This window comes from Chitinilyticum piscinae, from assembly GCF_015223195.1.
GTDB classification, from domain to species: domain Bacteria; phylum Pseudomonadota; class Gammaproteobacteria; order Burkholderiales; family Chitinibacteraceae; genus Chitinilyticum; species Chitinilyticum piscinae.
Window position 1 is genome coordinate 243,973 of record NZ_JADFUA010000002.1, and the last position, 16,983, is coordinate 260,955.

General features: G+C 62.0%; 16 protein-coding genes and 1 pseudogene. 11 read left to right on the top strand and 6 right to left on the bottom strand.

What is annotated here, in order from left to right; genetic code table 11:
• Positions 1 to 5 precede the first annotated feature (5 nt).
• Positions 6 to 443: a nucleoside deaminase gene (locus INR99_RS05010; protein ID WP_194115230.1), complete on the top strand. Its 438-nt coding sequence runs from the start codon at positions 6 to 8 to the stop codon at positions 441 to 443.
• Positions 440 to 856: a hypothetical protein gene (locus INR99_RS05015; protein ID WP_194115231.1), complete on the top strand. Its 417-nt coding sequence runs from the start codon at positions 440 to 442 to the stop codon at positions 854 to 856. The genes INR99_RS05010 and INR99_RS05015 overlap by 4 nt, the downstream gene beginning before the upstream one ends.
• 376 nt (positions 857 to 1,232) lie before the next feature.
• On the opposite strand, the pseudogene fba reads toward INR99_RS05015, so the two are convergent.
• The 4 genes and pseudogenes from fba to INR99_RS05035 all read right to left on the bottom strand — a co-directional run.
• Positions 1,233 to 2,279 (bottom strand): annotated as a pseudogene (fba, locus tag INR99_RS05020) (class II fructose-bisphosphate aldolase); the annotation flags it as partial.
• A gap of 15 nt (positions 2,280 to 2,294) precedes the next feature.
• Entirely contained in the window at positions 2,295 to 3,272 is a 978-nt protein-coding gene (locus INR99_RS05025) for a class 1 fructose-bisphosphatase (RefSeq protein WP_194115233.1), read from the bottom strand.
• A 62-nt stretch (positions 3,273 to 3,334) separates the two neighbouring features.
• Positions 3,335 to 4,162 carry a triose-phosphate isomerase gene (gene tpiA / locus INR99_RS05030; RefSeq protein ID WP_194115234.1) on the bottom strand — a complete coding sequence of 276 codons (828 nt, stop codon included), beginning with the start codon at positions 4,160 to 4,162 and terminating at the stop codon, positions 3,335 to 3,337.
• A gap of 183 nt (positions 4,163 to 4,345) precedes the next feature.
• Positions 4,346 to 5,131 (bottom strand): DeoR/GlpR family DNA-binding transcription regulator, encoded by a 786-nt coding sequence (locus INR99_RS05035; RefSeq protein ID WP_194115235.1) that lies wholly within the window; start codon positions 5,129 to 5,131, stop codon positions 4,346 to 4,348.
• Positions 5,132 to 5,299: 168 nt separating this feature from the next.
• On the opposite strand from INR99_RS05035, the gene mutS reads away from it, so the two are divergent.
• The 8 genes from mutS to INR99_RS05075 all read left to right on the top strand — a co-directional run bounded on the left by mutS (position 5,300) and on the right by INR99_RS05075 (position 15,001).
• A complete protein-coding gene (mutS, locus tag INR99_RS05040) occupies positions 5,300 to 7,879 on the top strand; it encodes a DNA mismatch repair protein MutS (RefSeq protein ID WP_228098087.1) in 2,580 nt (859 codons plus the stop codon).
• A 135-nt stretch (positions 7,880 to 8,014) separates the two neighbouring features.
• Complete coding sequence (locus INR99_RS05045) at positions 8,015 to 8,473, top strand: hypothetical protein (protein WP_194115236.1); 459 nt, start codon at positions 8,015 to 8,017, stop codon at positions 8,471 to 8,473.
• Positions 8,474 to 8,611: 138 nt separating this feature from the next.
• Positions 8,612 to 9,736: a 23S rRNA pseudouridine(2605) synthase RluB gene (gene rluB / locus INR99_RS05050; RefSeq protein ID WP_194115237.1), complete on the top strand. Its 1,125-nt coding sequence runs from the start codon at positions 8,612 to 8,614 to the stop codon at positions 9,734 to 9,736.
• A gap of 37 nt (positions 9,737 to 9,773) precedes the next feature.
• Positions 9,774 to 10,355, top strand: coding sequence for a transcription elongation factor GreB (greB, locus tag INR99_RS05055; RefSeq protein ID WP_194115238.1), 582 nt, complete (start codon positions 9,774 to 9,776; stop codon positions 10,353 to 10,355).
• Positions 10,356 to 10,366: 11 nt separating this feature from the next.
• Entirely contained in the window at positions 10,367 to 12,457 is a 2,091-nt protein-coding gene (locus INR99_RS05060) for a sensor histidine kinase (protein WP_194115239.1), read from the top strand.
• Positions 12,458 to 12,594: 137 nt separating this feature from the next.
• Entirely contained in the window at positions 12,595 to 13,416 is an 822-nt protein-coding gene (locus INR99_RS05065; RefSeq protein WP_194115240.1) for a thymidylate synthase, read from the top strand.
• A 2-nt stretch (positions 13,417 to 13,418) separates the two neighbouring features.
• Positions 13,419 to 14,501 carry an ABC transporter ATP-binding protein gene (locus tag INR99_RS05070; RefSeq protein ID WP_194115241.1) on the top strand — a complete coding sequence of 361 codons (1,083 nt, stop codon included), beginning with the start codon at positions 13,419 to 13,421 and terminating at the stop codon, positions 14,499 to 14,501.
• Positions 14,501 to 15,001 (top strand): M48 metallopeptidase family protein, encoded by a 501-nt coding sequence (locus INR99_RS05075; RefSeq protein ID WP_194115242.1) that lies wholly within the window; start codon positions 14,501 to 14,503, stop codon positions 14,999 to 15,001. The genes INR99_RS05070 and INR99_RS05075 overlap by 1 nt, the downstream gene beginning before the upstream one ends.
• A gap of 25 nt (positions 15,002 to 15,026) precedes the next feature.
• Here INR99_RS05075 and INR99_RS05080 read toward each other — a convergent pair whose 3' ends face one another.
• A complete protein-coding gene (locus INR99_RS05080; RefSeq protein WP_194115243.1) occupies positions 15,027 to 15,371 on the bottom strand; it encodes a hypothetical protein in 345 nt (114 codons plus the stop codon).
• Between the two features lie 282 nt (positions 15,372 to 15,653).
• Between INR99_RS05080 and INR99_RS05085 the strand changes: the two genes are divergently transcribed.
• Complete coding sequence (locus INR99_RS05085) at positions 15,654 to 16,274, top strand: Ivy family c-type lysozyme inhibitor (RefSeq protein WP_194115244.1); 621 nt, start codon at positions 15,654 to 15,656, stop codon at positions 16,272 to 16,274.
• Positions 16,275 to 16,338: 64 nt separating this feature from the next.
• On the opposite strand, the gene INR99_RS05090 is transcribed toward INR99_RS05085, so the two are convergent.
• Positions 16,339 to 16,932 (bottom strand): acetate uptake transporter, encoded by a 594-nt coding sequence (locus INR99_RS05090; RefSeq protein ID WP_194115245.1) that lies wholly within the window; start codon positions 16,930 to 16,932, stop codon positions 16,339 to 16,341.
• Between the last annotated feature and the right edge of the window lie 51 nt (positions 16,933 to 16,983).

The following is a 16,983-nucleotide window of genomic DNA, read 5'->3' on the forward strand; positions in this document are numbered from 1 at the left end:
ACACCATGGATGAATTCATGCAGGCCGCGATCGCCGAAGCGCGGCAGGGGTTGGCAGAAGGCGGCATTCCGATCGGCAGCGTGCTCGTGCATCAGGGGCGCATCATCGGCCGCGGGCATAACCGCCGCGTGCAGCAGGGCAGCGCCATTTTGCACGGCGAAATGGACGCGCTGGAAAATGCCGGCCGCCTGCCCGCGCAGGTATATCGCGAATCGGTGCTCTACACCACGCTCTCGCCGTGCGCGATGTGCAGTGGCGCCATTCTGCTCTATGGCATTCCGCACGTGGTGATCGGCGAAAACCGCAGCTTTCTGGGCGAGGAGGCCTTGCTGCAAAGCCGTGGCGTGGCGCTGCAGGTGCTGAATGATGCCGACTGCATCGCCCTGATGCAGCAGTTCATGGCCGCGCAGCCGGCCTTGTGGAACGAGGATATCGGCGAGTGAGGCAACAGGCTGATCTGCGACAAGGCAGCCGGCAAGCGCTCGAAGCCGGCTTGCTCGCGCTGTTGGGTGAAGCGATCCGTGCGTATTTTCCTGAGCCGGATGAATCCCATCCGGCGTTGTGGACTAGCCTCGTATTCCAGCACTTGCGCAGTGGCATCCGTGGTGGGGATGCCATCGCCATCGGGCTGGCCTGTCAGCTGCTGGTTGCCGATGCAATGCTGCCTTTTGGCAAGCTGATCAAAAGCAATTTGGCCCGCGCCCTGAAACAGAAAGCCCCCTTATTGTCGCCAGCGCAAGGAGCCATGCTGATCAGCGTAACGCAAAGGCTTACCGCACTGCCGTATGCGCCGCGCGAACTGGAGGATTACCGCAAGCTGGTCAAGACATTGCAGTCATGCGGTATGGCAGGGTGAAGAGCTGGCACTGGCGCTCAGGCTCGAATTCAGCGAGTGCTTGATCAAGTCAATAAAGACGCGAGTGTGCGTTGGTTGCTGGCGCGAGTGATGGCAAACAAGATGCACCGGCCGCGGCGCAGGTTCGATATCTTCCAGTACGGTGCACAGATCACTATGTGTTTTGAAATATGGGTATACGGCCGTAGTCATTTTCATAAAAGACCTACGTCTGTATACCCTGCATTGTATTCTCTGTTGTCTGCTTGTGGGCTCAGTAGCAATCCGGGAACAGCCAGCTTTCATTGCGGATGTGCAGCGCCTGCGGCTGGCCGGCGTGGCTGACGCCGCCGCGCGGGCTCAGTGGCAGGGGGGCGGGTGCGCGGGTCTGGCTGGCCAGCTCGCCACGGGCGTAGCGCGCAGCCATCTGCTCCAGCGACTGAGCGCGGATGTGGCCGGCCTGACCGACGCAGCCGAAGGCGGCAAAGCGCGCGATGCAGATGTCGCGCATGGCAATCACCGATTCCTGCAGGTATTTGCGCGGGTCGAATTCCGCCGGATGCGCAGCCATGTAGCGGCGGATGGCGCCGGTGGCGGCCAGCCGCAGATCGGTGTCGATGTTCACCTTGCGTACGCCAAACTTGATGGCGCGCACGATTTCTTCGACCGGCACGCCCCAGGTGGGGGGGATGGCGCCGCCGTGGTCGTTGATGATGGCCAGCCATTCCTGTGGCACGGACGAGCTGCCGTGCATGACCAGATGCGTGTTGGGCAGGCGCTCGTGAATCTCGCGCACGCGCTCGATGGCCAGGGTTTCGCCGGTGGGCGGGCGCTTGAATTTGTAGGCGCCGTGGCTGGTGCCGATGGCAATCGCCAGTGCGTCGACCTGGGTGGCGGCGACAAAGGCCGCCGCTTCATCCGGGTCGGTCAGTAGCCGAGTGTGATCGAGCTTGCCGGCGGCGCCGATGCCGTCTTCCTCGCCGGCTTCGCCGGTTTCCAGGCTGCCCAGACAGCCGAGTTCGCCTTCGACCGACACGCCGCAGGCATGCGCCATGTCAACGACCTGGCGGGTCACGGCGACGTTGTAGCCGTAGTCGGTGGGGGTTTTGCCGTCGCTGGCGAGCGAGCCGTCCATCATCACCGAGGTGAAGCCGAGCTGGATCGCGCGCTGGCACACGGCCGGGCTGGTGCCATGATCCTGGTGCATGACGATGGGAATGTGCGGGAATTCCTCGGCAGCGGCGAGCATCAGGTGACGCAGGAAGGGGGCGCCGGCGTAGTTGCGCGCGCCGGCCGAGGCCTGCACGATCACCGGGCTGTTGGTGTGGTCCGCCGCTTCCATGATGGCGCGCATCTGTTCCAGATTGTTCACATTGAACGCGGGCAGCGCGTACTGGTATTCGGCGGCGTGGTCGAGCAACTGGCGCATGGCAACGAGGGGCATGGTGTTTCTCCGGTGTCAGGACGTGTGGTAATCGTTCAGGCGTTCGATTTCGTGGCGTGCTCCCAGCAGCACCGGCACGCGCTGGTGCAGGCTGGCGGGGCGGATATCCAGAATGCGTGCGTGCCCGGTGCTGGCGAGCCCGCCGGCGCGCTCGATTAGCAGCGCCATCGGGCTGGCTTCGTACAGCAGGCGCAGCTTGCCGCTGGCGGCGCTGGCACGCCGGTCGGCGGGGTAGAGAAACACCCCGCCACGCGACAGGATGCGATGCACGTCGGCCACCATGGCGGCAACCCAGCGCATGTTGAAATCCTTGCTACGCGGGCCGTCCCGTCCCGCCTGGCATTCGGCGACATAGCGCACGATGGCGTCGCCCCAGTGGCGCAGGTTGGCGGCGTTGATGGCAAATTCGCCGGTTTCGGCGGGCAGCGTCAGTGCGTCCTGGGTGAGGATGAATTCGCCGTGCGTTTCATCCAGCGTAAAAGCGCTGACTGTTGCGTCGACCGTGAGCACCAGCACGGTGGCCGGCCCGTAGAGTGCGTAGCCGGCCGCCAGCTGCTGCTGGCCGGGCTGCAGAAAGTCGGCTTCGCTGACCGTGGCGGCAGCGGGGGCGGGCAGCAGGCTGAAGATGGTGCCGACCGGAGCATTGATGTCCAGGTTGCTGGAGCCATCCAGCGGGTCAAAGGCGACCAGCACGCCGCCGGGGTGAGGCGGATTCGGCGTAAGCGTGATGCTGTCGTTTTCTTCCGAGGCAAATGCACACACCGCGGGCTGACTCCGCAGACGCTCGGCCAGCAGGTCGTTGCTCAGCACATCGAGTTTTTTCTGCGCTTCCCCCTGGATATTGCCGCTGCCCGCCAGCCCGGTCTGGCCGGTGAAGGCTGCGTTGCGCACCGCCTGGCCAATCGCGCGGCAGCCGTCGGCCAGCGCGAGCATGACGGCGGTGACGGCGGGCGTGGTTGCGTGCTGATGCAGATACTGGCTCAGGGTTTGCATGGGGTATGTCGCTGCAGTTAAGTTTGGTTGGATGGTTTGCGTGTATACATTGGCATGTATTGCTAGGCGGCCAGCCGCAGCCGTGCCGGCTGTTCGCTGAGTGCGCAGGCCGTCGCGCTGATCGCCTGCATGGCCTGGATCTGCAATGAGGCGCCGCCGACCAGTACGCCGTCGATGTCCGGCATGGCCAGAATGCCGGCGGCATTGGCGGCATTCACACTGCCACCGTAGAGCAGTGGCAGTTGCTGCGCGGCCGCCGGATCGCAGGACGCCAGATAGGCGCGGATGAAGGCGTGTGTTTCCTGGGCGAGCTCCGGGGTCGCCGGGCGATTGCTGCCGATGGCCCACAGCGGCTCGTAGGCGATGATCGCATTGCGCCAGTGCGGTGTGGTCAGCAGCCAGTCGAGCTGGTTGCACAGTACCTGGCGGGTTTCGCCGCTTTCCCGTTCATGCAGGCTTTCGCCGATGCACACGATGGGGGTGATGCCGGCACTGGCGCAGGCGCGTGCCTTGCCGGCGATCAGCGCATCGTTTTCGTAATGATGCTGGCGGCGTTCGGAATGCCCGACCAGGGCGTAGCGGCAGCCCAGTTCAGCAAGCATGCCGGCCGACCATTCACCGGTGCGGGCACCGCTGGCCAGCTCCGCCACATCCTGTCCGCCGCTGGCCAGTGCCGTGCCGGCCGCCAGGCGTGCCACTTCACCGAGAAACGGGGCGGGCGGGCAGAGGATGATTTCCACCTGGGCATTGCCGGCCGTGGCGAGCGCCGGAACGGCTTCGCGGCACAGTGCCAGCGAGCCGTGCATTTTCCAGTTCCCGACGACCAGTTTGCGTCGTGCTGCCGTCTGACTGGACTGGGTGGGTAGGCTGCCGAGGGAGAAGCGATTCATGGCGCATCCTTGCTGATCAAAACGAACATGGTGTGTTCGAATAATGTTCATATGCGCATTATGTGTTCGTTTGTTTTCGAAAACAATCACAAATCGGACTTGGCGACGAACGGTTGCGGTCGGGGCAAGAAAAAAAGCCAGCGCGTGGGCGCTGGCTTGGCGGGGCAGTTTGAGCTGCGAGCTTCAGTCGCCATCGTTCGGCAGCGCGTCGCTGGCGACGTAGAGCTCGGTGTTGCAGTCGTTCAGTACCGTAGCCATGGCTTCGCCGGGATGGCGGTCGGTGAACAGGGCGGTGATCTGGCGCAGGTGCCCCATTTCAACCAGCGAGGGACGGCCGAATTTGCTGTGATCGGCGACCAGAAACACATGCCGTGCCTGCGCCATGATGGCGGTAGAGGTTTTCACTTCGCGCATTTCGAAATCGCGCAGTGTGCCGTCGGCTTCGATGCAGGCGACGCCCAGCACGGCGTAGTCGACCTTGAACTGACGGATGAATTCGATGGTGGCTTCACCGACGATGCCGTGATCCTTGGGACGCATTACCCCGCCGGCCAGAATCACCTCGCAGTCGCGGTAGTGGCACATGGTCATGGCGATGTGGGTGTTGTTGGTGATGATGCGCAAGCCGGTGTGGTGCGCCAGGGCGCGCGCCACGGCTTCGCTGGTGGTGCCCAGATTCATGAACACCGAGGCGTGGTTGGGAATGTGCTCGGCCACCAGCCGGGCAATGCCTTCCTTTTCATTGCTGCATAGCACCTGGCGGGTGCTGTAGGCGACGTTTTCCACGCTGGAATGGGCACTGGCGCCGCCATGCACGCGCTGCAGCTTGCGCTCGTCGGCCAGCTGGTTGATGTCGCGGCGGATGGTTTGGGGGGTGACGCCAAAATGCTGGGCCAGTTCGTCCACCGTGGCGTGCCCGGCGCGCTGCACCCATTCGAGCAGTTCCTGCTGGCGGGGATTAAGGATCATGCTGTTCACTTTGTTTTCGTTTGTGCTCAAGTATAGGCAATTTGCCGGCTCGCGGCTTGCCGGGCTGGCGGGAGTGTCCACCCCAAGGCGGGGCTTCTCCGGTAGAATTCCGCGCTTCATTTCATTGCTTCACCGCAGGCCGTTGCGCCTGTCATCAAGGTATACCCCATGGCCCGTAAATCTGTAGCCAGCACGGAATCGAGTGTTCCACAGCATACCCCCATGATGCAGCAGTATCTTGCACTCAAGGCCGAGCATCCGGACAAGCTGCTTTTCTACCGCATGGGTGATTTTTACGAGCTGTTTCACGAGGATGCCGTCAAGGCTGCGCGTCTGCTCGACATTACACTGACGACCCGCGGCCAGAGTGCCGGCCAGCCCATCCGCATGGCCGGTGTGCCCTATCACGCGGCCGAGCAATATCTGGCACGGCTGGTGCGCTTGGGCGAATCGGTAGCGATCTGCGAGCAGATCGGCGATCCGGCCACCAGCAAAGGCCCGGTCGAGCGCAAAGTGGTGAAGGTGGTGACGCCGGGGACGCTGACCGATCAGGCTCTGCTGGACGACAAGCAGGAGAACCGCCTGCTGGCGCTGCTGCTGCATCGCGGCCGTCTGGGCCTAGCCTGGCTGTCGCTGGCGTCGGGCGATTGCGCCTTGCTGGACTGCGACGTTGACCGGCTGATGTCGGAAATCGAGCGGCTACGCCCGGCTGAAATCCTGCTGCCCGAAGAATCCGCCCCGCCGGTGCTGGCCAGCCTGGGTATTCCGGTACGACAGATGCCCCCCTGGCAATTCGATGCGGATACGGCGCGGCGCAAGTTGTGCGAGCTCTTCGGCACCCGGGATCTGGATGGTTTCGGTGTGGCGGAGGACATGCTGGCTGTGGGTGCTGCCGGCGCACTGCTGGATTATGTACGGCTCACCCAGGGCGGCTCGCTGCCGCTACTGGCCGGGCTGCGCGTCGAGCGCACCAGCCAGTACATCGAACTGGATGCCGCCACGCGGCGCAATCTGGAAATCACCGAGACCATCCGTGGCGAACGTGCGCCGACGCTGTTTTCGGTGCTGGATCACACCGCGACCAGCATGGGCGCGCGACTGCTGCAGCACTGGCTGCATCATCCGCTGCGCGACCATGCCCGCATTCTTGAACGCCAGCAGGGCGTGACCGAGCTGCTGGCGTGTGGCTGCGAGGACCGTGTGCAGCAGGTCCTGCGCGAAATCGCCGATATCGAGCGCATCGCCGGGCGCATCGCGCTGCGCAGTGCCCGTCCGCGTGATCTGTCCAGCCTGCGTGACAGTCTGGCGCAGCTGCCGCAACTGGCCGCCATCCTTCCCGATGGCCCGTTGTTCGTTGCCCTGCAAAGTGCACTGGCAGTGGATGACGCGTTGACCGGATTGCTGCAGGCGGCAATTCTGCCCGAGCCGTCGGTGGTGCTGCGCGAAGGCGGGGTGATTGCGAGCGGCTACAGCAGCGAGCTTGATGAGCTGCGCGCAATCCAGTCCGATTGCGGAGCTTTTCTCGCCGCGCTGGAGGCTCGCGAGCGCGAAGCAACCGGCATCGCCACGCTGCGTGTCGAATACAACCGGGTTGCCGGTTTCTTTATCGAAATCAGCAATGCCAATACCGCGCTGGTACCGGCGCACTATCGCCGCCGCCAGACGATGAAGAATGCCGAGCGTTACATCACGCCCGAGCTGAAGGAATTCGAAGACAAGGCGCTCTCGGCGCAGGAACGTGCACTGGCGCTGGAAAAGCTGCTGTTCGAAGCACTGCTGGATACCTTGCAGCCACAGATCGCGGCCTTGCGGCTGGCAGCGCAGGCGGTGGCCACTGCCGACGTGCTGGCCTCGCTGGCGCGACATGCGCGCGATTACCGCTATGTAGCGCCCGAATTCGTGGATGAGGTGGTGCTGGATATTCGCGCCGGCCGCCACCCGGTGGTCGAAGCGCAGATCGACGATTTCATTCCCAATAGTGCGCAGCTTGGCACGACCCGCAAATTGCTGCTGATCACCGGGCCAAACATGGGCGGTAAATCGACTTTCATGCGGCAGACGGCGCTGATCGTCCTGCTGGCGCATATCGGCAGCCTGGTGCCGGCGGATCACGCCGTCATTGGCCGGGTTGACCGCATCTTTACCCGCATCGGTGCTTCGGATGATCTGGCGGGCGGGCGTTCGACCTTCATGGTGGAGATGAGCGAAACCGCCAATATCCTGAACAATGCCAGCGCGGAAAGCCTGGTGCTGATGGATGAAGTCGGGCGGGGTACCTCGACCTTTGACGGTCTGGCGCTGGCATGGGCCATTGCCCGGGCGCTGATCGAGAAAAATCGCGCGTACACCTTATTTGCCACGCACTATTTCGAGCTGACCCGGCTGGCGCAGGATTACCCGATGGTGGCCAACGTGCACCTCGATGCGGTCGAGCACAAGGACCGCATCGTCTTTCTGCATGCCGTCGAAGAGGGGCCGGCTTCGCAGAGCTACGGGGTGGCGGTGGCGCAGCTCGCGGGGGTCCCGCGCGAGGTGGTGCGCCAGGCGCGCCGCAAGCTGGTTGAACTGGAGCAGTCCAGCGTGCTGCGTGACGGGCAGTCCGATCTGTTTGCCGCTGCGGCGATCGAGGACGTGCTTGCGGAACCGGAAAGCCATCCGGTGGTCGAACAGCTGCAGGCCATCAATCCCGATGAGCTCACGCCGAAAATGGCGCTGGAACTGATCTATGCGCTGCACCGCGCCCTGTAGCGGGTAACAAAGTGTAAAAAGCTGCTCATTATCAATTTTCACCCAGAAATCATCCTTGGATAATGCTGCTGCTTTGCTAGGATGGTTTGGATAGAACAAATATAAGCATTTGCTACTTTTAGTGAGGGCACCATCGTGAATACCATTTCGGCCGCGGATACCCCGTACGTTGATGACCAGGGCAGTACATTGCTCGATCTGGCGCGCTTCCTGCAGCAAGGCGGTGCAGACGCAAAACTGGAGCTGGATGAATTGCGCAGCAAGGCTGCGGGCGAACTGCAACGCTACGGCCAGGATCTGGGCAGCCATCTGGCCGTGCGCCAGATCAGCATCCCGCCGGCCGTGCAGCTGACGATGTCCGCAGACGGTAGCCGGGTGCTGGTGGACAATGATCACCCCCAGAAAGCCGAAATCGAATCGTTTCTGCAAGCCGAATCGCGGCTGGTCAAGTGGTTCAAGGAAATCGAGGTGCTGCACGAAATCCTGCGCCGGGTTGAATTGCGCCGCACGCAGGGGGCGGACGAGATCCGGCAGGAGCATTTCTGCATCGGTCTGACCAGCATCGGCTGCATTGCCTTTTTCGTTGGCAAATAGACCGCTGGCCTGCAATTTGTTCAGCAGGGCCGCCGCATCAGGCGGCCCTGCGCTTTTCTGGGGTGGCAGCGAGCGAGATCTGTCAACAAAATCCAGCCCTTGCAGGTATAATCAGCTGTTTTTTTCCGGAGTTTGTCCATGAAAGACCAACGTGCCCGCCGCCCGCAGCCGGCTATTCGCGAGCGCAATGCCAAGCAGCAGCAGACTGCTGCCACGGCGGGTCGCCGGACGACCCGGGATGATGGCTGGCAGCCACTGGGCAACAAGGCTCGTGCCGAGCTGGCCCAGAGCAAGACCGCAGCCAAGCCTCGCCCCGCTGCCGCAGGCGACAAACCGGCAGCCGGCGCCGCTGGTGCCGCCACCAATGAGCGCGGTGCGGGCCGCAGCAAGGCAGCCCGCGGTGATGTCGGCCGCGCCAAGCGCATGAAACAGCGCAAGGGCTCGCAAAAAGAAGTCGCCATCCAGAAGCAGCTGCGCGAAAAGCGCCTGCCGACCAAGCATCTTGGCGAAGAGCGCCTGCAGAAAGCACTGGCGTTTACCGGGCTGGGTTCCCGCCGTGAAATGGAAGAAGTCATCGAGGGCGGCCGCGTCAGCATCAACGGCCAGATTGTCGGTCTGGGGGCCAAGGTCAAACCCGGCGACGATGTGCGTGTCGATGGCAAGCGCGTGCAGCTGAAATGGGAAGACCGTCTGCCGCGTATCGTGATGTATCACAAGCAGGAAGGCGAGCTGGTCAGCCGCGACGATCCGGAAGGGCGCGTGACCGTATTTGATCGCCTGCACAAGCTGGGCTCGAGCAAATGGATTGCCATCGGGCGTCTGGACTTCAACACCTCGGGGCTTCTGCTGTTTACAACTTCCGGTGATCTGGCCAACCGCATGATGCATCCGAGTTTCGGTGTCGAGCGCGAATACGCGGTGCGGGTACTGGGCAAGCTGGAAGACGCACAGATGAAGGCGCTGGCCGATGGCATCGAGCTGGAAGATGGTCTGGCGCACTTCGACCATATTGTCGAGCGCGGTGGCGAAGGCAAGAACACCTGGTATCACGTCATTTTGCGCGAAGGGCGCAATCGCGAAGTACGGCGCATGTTCGAGCATTTCGAGCTGCAGGTCTCGCGCCTGATGCGCGTGCGCTTTGGTATGTTCGCGCTGCCCGGACGCCTCAAGCGCGGCCAGTTCTACGAGTTGAACGAAACCGAAGTCCTCAAGGCACTGAAATGGGCCGGCTTGGGCTTTAACGGCACCGAAAAAGACTATTGATCCAACCTGGGCGCAAGCAGCGAACCGAATCCCGCCGATGAGCAAAGCGTTTACCCGCGAATCCGAGCCGCATGATGATGACGAGCTGCCTGCCGAGCTGAAAGTACCGGCTGGCAGCCGTAACTATATGACCCCCGGCGGCTGGCAACGGCTGAAAAACGAACTGTACCAGCTGGTGCACAAGGAGCGTCCCGAGCTGACTCAGATCATCAACTGGGCTGCCAGCAATGGCGATCGCTCGGAAAACGGTGATTATCTCTACGGCAAGAAGCGCCTTCGTGAAATCGACCGGCGAATCCGCTTCCTGCAAAAGCGCCTGGAAAATGCCGAAGTCGTTGATCCCGAGCTGCGGGAAGCGACCGATCAGGTGTTTTTCTCGGCCACGGTGACCTATCTGCGTGAAAGTGGTCAGGAAGAAACCGTGGCCATCGTCGGTCTTGACGAAACTGATGCCCGCAAGAATTATGTCAGCTGGACTTCCCCTGTCGCTCGCGCGCTGATCAAGGCGCGCGAGGGGGATGTGGTGCTTCTGCGAACCCCGCAGGGCATCGAAGAGCTGGAAATTCTTGAAGTGCGTTATGTTGCGCTGGACACCGGCGCCGGCCAGACAACTGACTGAATGATGGCCCGATGAACAGCGACACCCTCCCGGATCTGCCTTGCCCGCCCGTTGCCAGGGAAAGCCTGTTCCGCCGGGTGTTGCGCAATATGGGCATGCGCATTGCGCTGGTCTCGGTGCTGCTGTCCGTGGCCAGCTACTACTACAGCTACAACAAGCTGCAAGACGAAGCGCTGGCCAATCTTTCCAAATACCTCGAAGCCCGCAGCCAGCTGGAAAGTGATCTCTTCTTGCAGGCGGAAACGAATACCCGGCTGATCCGTGACGAGTTCCGCCGGCGCTATGGCCAGCCGGCAAGCTACGAGGTGGCGGCAGAATTCGAGCGCTTGCTGGCGCCGGATCGCGAAGGCGTGCGCCGTGTGCGCGTTGAGCTGGACGATTTCGAGCACCGCGCGACGGTGGCCATTCTCCCGGAAGCCCGTCTCACCCCGGATTTCCAGCGCCAGGTCCTGCTGGGCTATGAGCTGCTGAGTCAGTACGGGCCGGCATTTCGTAACCGCTATTACGATACCTTCATTGATCTGAATGTGTCCGATGCATCCCTGATGTATCTGCCGGATCTGAATTATGCCCGCAATGGCTCGGCGGCCGATTTTCGCGAGGAGCTCGAATCCGAGCGGCTCGGGATGCCGAAGCACAACCCTGCCCGCCGCCCGGCATGGACAGGCATCTATTTTGATCGTCAGGCACAGGAATGGATGATTTCCGTGGTGACCCCGCTCGATTTCTCCGGGCGCTTTATCGGTGCAGTCGGTCAGGATGTCCTGCTTGATCAGCTGATCCGCCGCACCAATACCATCAATATTCCGGGAAGCTGGAATTTCATCACCACGCGCGAAGGCTACCTGATTGCCCATCCGGAGCACATGGAGCACATCAAGGCGGCAGCGGGGCGTTATGCGATTGAATCAGGCGATGATGCCTTCCTGCGCGAAGCCTATCTCACGCTGAAATCTGCGCCTCCCGGTGCGCGCTTCGTCGAGACGCGGGATGGCAAGTTCTGGCTGGGCGTGGTTCCGATCGCCGGCGCCGACTGGCAATTTGTTACGGTCTACCCCAAATACCTGCTGCAGAAGCAGGCTGCGGTCACAGCCAGCCTGGTCTTGCTGCTGGGCTTGTTTGCGCTGATGGTCGAGCTGGGTCTGCTGGCCATGGTGCTGCGGCGCGATGTGGTGCGCCCCTTGCGCGAATTGCAGGCTGCCATGCGTCAGCTGATGCAGGGCAGGGAAGTCCCCGAGCGTCTCGCCGCAGAGCGGGATGACGAGCTTGGCGAGGTTACCGCCAATTTCCGCGCAATGGCGCGCGTGGTCAGCCAGAAACAGCATGAACTGGAAGAGCAGGTCGAGCGGCGAACCCTGGAGCTGGCCGAACGCAATACGGCACTGGAGCATGCCAATACGGAGCTGCAGCAGCTCAATACGGAAAAGAACGAACTGCTGGCGATTGCCGCGCATGACCTGAAAAACCCGGTGGGCAGCATGCTGGGCATGGCGCAGATGCTCGAGCGCAAACTGGATGAATGGCCACCGGAAAAGGTGCGAGACCGTTTGCGTGGCATCGCCACGCTGGGCGGGCGCGTACTGAATATTCTGGGCAACCTGCTGGATCACCATGCACTGGAAACCGGCAATATGCGTTTCAGGTCGGAGCCGGTGCTGCTGGACAGGCTGCTCAGTGAACTTCTGGACAGCTGGCAGGAGCGGCTGGATGCCAAGCGCCAGCAATGCCGATTCAGCCATTCCGGGCTGAAAGTGTTTGCTGACCGGCAAGCCGTGTGGCAGATCATGGAAAACCTGCTCTCCAATGCCGTGAAATATGCGCCGCAGCACAGTCTGATCAGCATTGAAGTACGTGCCACCGGGCCTCAGGTCGAAATCGCTGTGCGTGATCGAGGCCCCGGGATTGCCCCCCATGAAATGCCGTTGCTGTTCCGCAAGTTCAGCCGGCTTTCTGCGGTGCCGACGGGCGGTGAACACACCACCGGTCTGGGTCTGTCCATCGTCAAGCGTCTGGCGGAGGCCATGGGCGGCAGTATCGCGTGCGAGAGCAAGCTCGGTGATGGTGCGGCCTTTATCGTTCGCCTGCCGCTTGCGCAGGACTAGTGGGTATATGGCTACAGAGCTTTTGATATAAATACTCTAGCCAGATACCCGATAGTGTAAATCCTTGCGCCTTTCCCCCCCGCGCTGCGCTCGCTACAATCACCTCCTTCTGAATTCCAGCCTCTGCGGAGCTTTGCATGCAGCAATATCACGACCTCCTGCGCCACGTGCTCGAGCACGGCGTAAAAAAGGAAGACCGTACCGGCACCGGCACCGTGTCGGTATTCGGTCACCAGATGCGCTTCGATCTCTCGCAGGGCTTTCCGCTGGTGACCACCAAGAAAGTTCACCTCAAATCGGTAATCTACGAACTGCTATGGTTCCTGCGCGGTGAAACCAACAACAACTGGCTCAAAGCGCGTGGTGTCTCCATCTGGGACGAGTGGGCCGCCGAAGATGGCGAACTGGGGCCGATCTATGGCTATCAGTGGCGCAACTGGCCGACGCGCGATGGCCGCCACATCGACCAGATCGGCGAGGTCATCCGCACACTGAAAACCAATCCGGATTCGCGGCGCATCATTGTGTCGGCGTGGAATGTCGGCGAAATCGACAACATGGCGCTGCCGCCATGCCATGCCTTCTTCCAGTTCTATGTTGCCCCGGCGCAGCCCGGTGATGCCGATCAGCGCGGGAAACTCTCCTGCCAGCTGTACCAGCGCAGTGCCGACCTGTTCCTGGGGGTGCCGTTCAATATCGCATCGTATTCCCTGCTGGTGCTGATGCTGGCGCAGGTATGTGATCTGCAGCCCGGTGATTTTGTCTGGACTGGCGGGGATTGCCACATTTACGCCAATCATTTCGAACAGGTGCGCGAACAGCTCTCGCGGGATTTCCGGCCGCTGCCGCAGATGAAGCTCAATCCGGCCGTGACGGATCTGTTTGCCTTTGATTACAGCGATTTCACGCTGGAAGGCTACGACCCGCATCCGGCCATCAAGGCGCCGGTGGCAGTGTGAGCATGGCAGGCGCAGGATTGCAGGTTGCCGGGATCCGGCTGGCATTTGGCAAAGCCATGGTCGTGGATGCGCTGGATTTCAGCGTGGCCGAGGGTGAAATCGGCTGCCTGCTCGGGCATTCCGGCTGCGGCAAGACGACCGTCTTGCGCGCGATTGCCGGACTGGAACGCATCCTGGCCGGCGAGATTTCGCTGGACGGTCAGTTGCTGAGCTCGTTATACCGCCATATTCCGGCCGAGGCGCGTGGCATTGGCATGGTGTTCCAGGACTATGCCTTGTTTCCGCACCTCACGGTTGCCGGCAATATCGGTTTCGGCCTGAAAGGGCTGGCTGCTGCTGCCCGCGAAACCCGTGTGGGTGAGCTGCTGGAGCTGGTTGGCCTGGCAGGTTCGGGCGCGAAGTACCCGCACGAACTGTCCGGCGGGCAGCAGCAGCGGGTGGCGCTGGCGCGTGCGCTGGCACCCCGGCCGCGGCTGTTGCTGCTGGACGAGCCGTTTTCCAATCTTGATGTCGAACTGCGCGAGCGGTTGGGGCAGGAAGTCCGCACGATTCTCAAGCAAACCGGTACCACCGCCTTGCTGGTGACGCATGATCAGCACGAGGCTTTTGCCGTGGCTGACAAGGTGGGGGTGATGCATCAGGGCGTGATGAAGCAGTGGGCCACCCCCTACGAGCTCTACCATGAGCCGGCAGACCGTTTCGTGGCCAATTTCATCGGTGAAGGCGTGCTGTTGCCGGGGAAGGTGACCGGCCCGCAGTGTGTGGAATTCGAGCTGGGCGAGATCTGCTCGCTTGTGCCACGCAGCTGCTGCCCGGAATGCCTGGGCGACGGGCTAATCGATGTGCTGGTACGCCCCGATGACATTCTCCATGACGATGCCAGCCCGCTGCGTGCCACCGTGCTGGGCAAGGCGTTCCGCGGCGCGCAGTTCCTGTATACGCTGGGCTTGCCATCCGGCCACAAGCTGCTGTCGCTGGTGCCCAGCCACCATGATCATCAGCTTGGCGAAGCCATCGGCATCCGCATGGAAATCGACCATGTGATTGCCTTTCCGCGCCTTACCCAAACCCAGGCGCATGCCTGATGGGCGCGCCGAATTATCTGGCGGCCTACCCGGCGGAGATCCAGCAGCAGGCGCTGGCGCTGCTGGAGTCGGGCAAGCTGGCCGCGCATCTGGCGCGCAAGTATCCCGAGCGCCACGCCGTGCAAAGCGATGCGGCGCTGTATGACTATGTGAATGCACTCAAGCAGCGCTATTTGCGCAATGCACCGCCGGTGAGCAAGGTGCTGTATGACAGCAAGATCCGGGTGGTGCAGCACGCGCTGGGTACCAACACCCATGTGAGCCGCGTGCAGGGGGGCAAGCTCAAGGCCAAGAACGAAATCCGCATCGCAACGGTGTTTCGCGAAGCGCCCGAAGCCTTCCTGCGCATGATTGCGGTACACGAGCTGGCGCACCTGAAAGAGAAAAACCACGACAAGGCCTTCTACCAGTTGTGCCTGCATATGGAGCCGGCCTACGCGCAGCTGGAATTCGACGTGCGAGCCTGGCTGATGGTGCGCGAAGCTGCCGCGCAGTCATAAGCCCACGCCGCTGGATCGACCAGGCTCAGGCCACGCTGGCCAGAGCCTGATGCTGCATCCAGCCAAAGCGGGTGCGCGCGGCCAGTTGCGGCATTTCCTTGTCCTGCCCGTCGCAGCCCTTGCGGTGCGGCATGCGGTAGATGCCGGTAATGGTTCCCTTGCCATCGCTCACCACATACAGCCCCAGCCAGACGCGAGCCTGCTCGCGTTGCAGCGGCGAGAGCACAGCCAGATCATCCTGATCCAGCAGGCGCGAGGCACCCGTGAGGCGCGGCTGCGCCAGCAACTCGAGGATGGTAAATGGGACATTCAGCGCAAAACGCTGGGCGCGGGCACTATCGCTGAGACGGAAACGCGGGCAGGGTGTCATGGTGAGTTCCGGTTTGTAGAACGATTGTTCTGTATGATAGCGAAGCCCGCGTTAAAGTAAAGTAGAACGAACGTTCTTTTTGTGGCGCTGTGGTATTTGTGTTGCGCTGGTTCCTGCTTTTGTGAGTGTTGCGAAGGGTATGTTTATGCAGCCCTTTTCTGATAATGCATGCATGGGTATGGGGGCTGGTGTATCAGCGCGGTGCTGATCGCCTGCCATACTGGTGGAACTGGCGACGCCGCTGGCAGTCGAAACGCCGGTAACCCTGTGAGGAGCAAACTGATGAATTCCCGACTACCCCGATTGCTGCTGGTCGCTGCGGCCATTGCCGGACTGAGCGCCTGCGAGCAGGCCAGCGAATTGACCAAACAGGCCGCTTCGGCCGTGGCCGGACAGGTGGTCAGCGAGGTCAAGAACCAGACCAATGAGGCGATCAGCCAGTTCACCAGCGAGGCGGATCAGGTGCTGGCGCCACTGGGCATCCAGAGTAGCGCCGTCGCCAGCCAGATGAAGGCCAAGGCCGCCGAGCTGGCCGATCAGGTGCTGAAAGCCCATGGCGACTGGCAGGTGCTGGCTGGCATGGCTGGCCAGACACCCGCCCAGCTGGGCCTTTTCATGCCGGTGAGCCCGCTGATGCCGGAGCTGCAAAAACTGCTGGGCGACCAGCTGCCGGCGTATCTGGCGCTGATGAAGGATGCCGGCGCGATTCAGGCCAGCCCGGACGGCGTGCTGTATTCGCTGGCCACGGCCAAGAATGGTGATCTGGGCTGGTTGCTGATCGACCCGAAAAACCGCAAGCTTGAAGCCGGCATGCAGGAAGGCGGCAAGCAGCAAGTCTTTGCCAGCCAGGGCGAAGCGATTGCGCGCCCGGCTGTGCTGGCGCAGCAACTGACCGGCAAGTAAAGGCTGGAGCAGGCAATAAAAAACGGTGGCGATGCCACCGTTTTTATTGTCCTCAGCATGCGGCTTAGTGCGCGCCCTGACCCAGCGGCAGCACGTCGCGGCCATGAACTTCGTTCATGATCTGGGCAATCGCCGAATAGAACGCTGAACCGCCACAGAAGAGGCCAATCCAGCCGGCAAGCGCTTGCAGTGCTTCGTTGCCGGTGAATTTTTCCACGGCCAGCACCAGGAACAGCAATACCAGCGAGCCGAAAATGACCTGGGTCGCGCGATTCATGCGCAGGGTGCAGATGAACAGGCAAGCGGTAAACAACCCCCACATCAGCATGTAGCTGCCCATGGCGGCCGCGGAATTTGCATCACCCACGCCGTGCTGGCCCATCAGGATCAGCGCCACCAGGCTCAGCCAGAACAGGCCATAGGAAGTAAAGGCAGCGGTGCCGAAGGTATTGCCCTTTTTCCATTCCATCACGCCGGCAATCACCTGCGCGATGCCGCCGTAGAAAATCCCCATCGCCAGAATCATGCTGGACAGACCGAACAGGCCGATATTGTGCAGGTTCAGCAGAATGGTGGTCATGCCAAAGCCCAGCAAGCCCAGCGGGGCGGGGTTGGAGGTCTGGTCGCGTACGATGGTTTCCTGCGAGGTCGGGGCCATACGGTAATTCCTGCCTTGTCGTTTTACTAAAAAGTGGCGGAATTTATACGC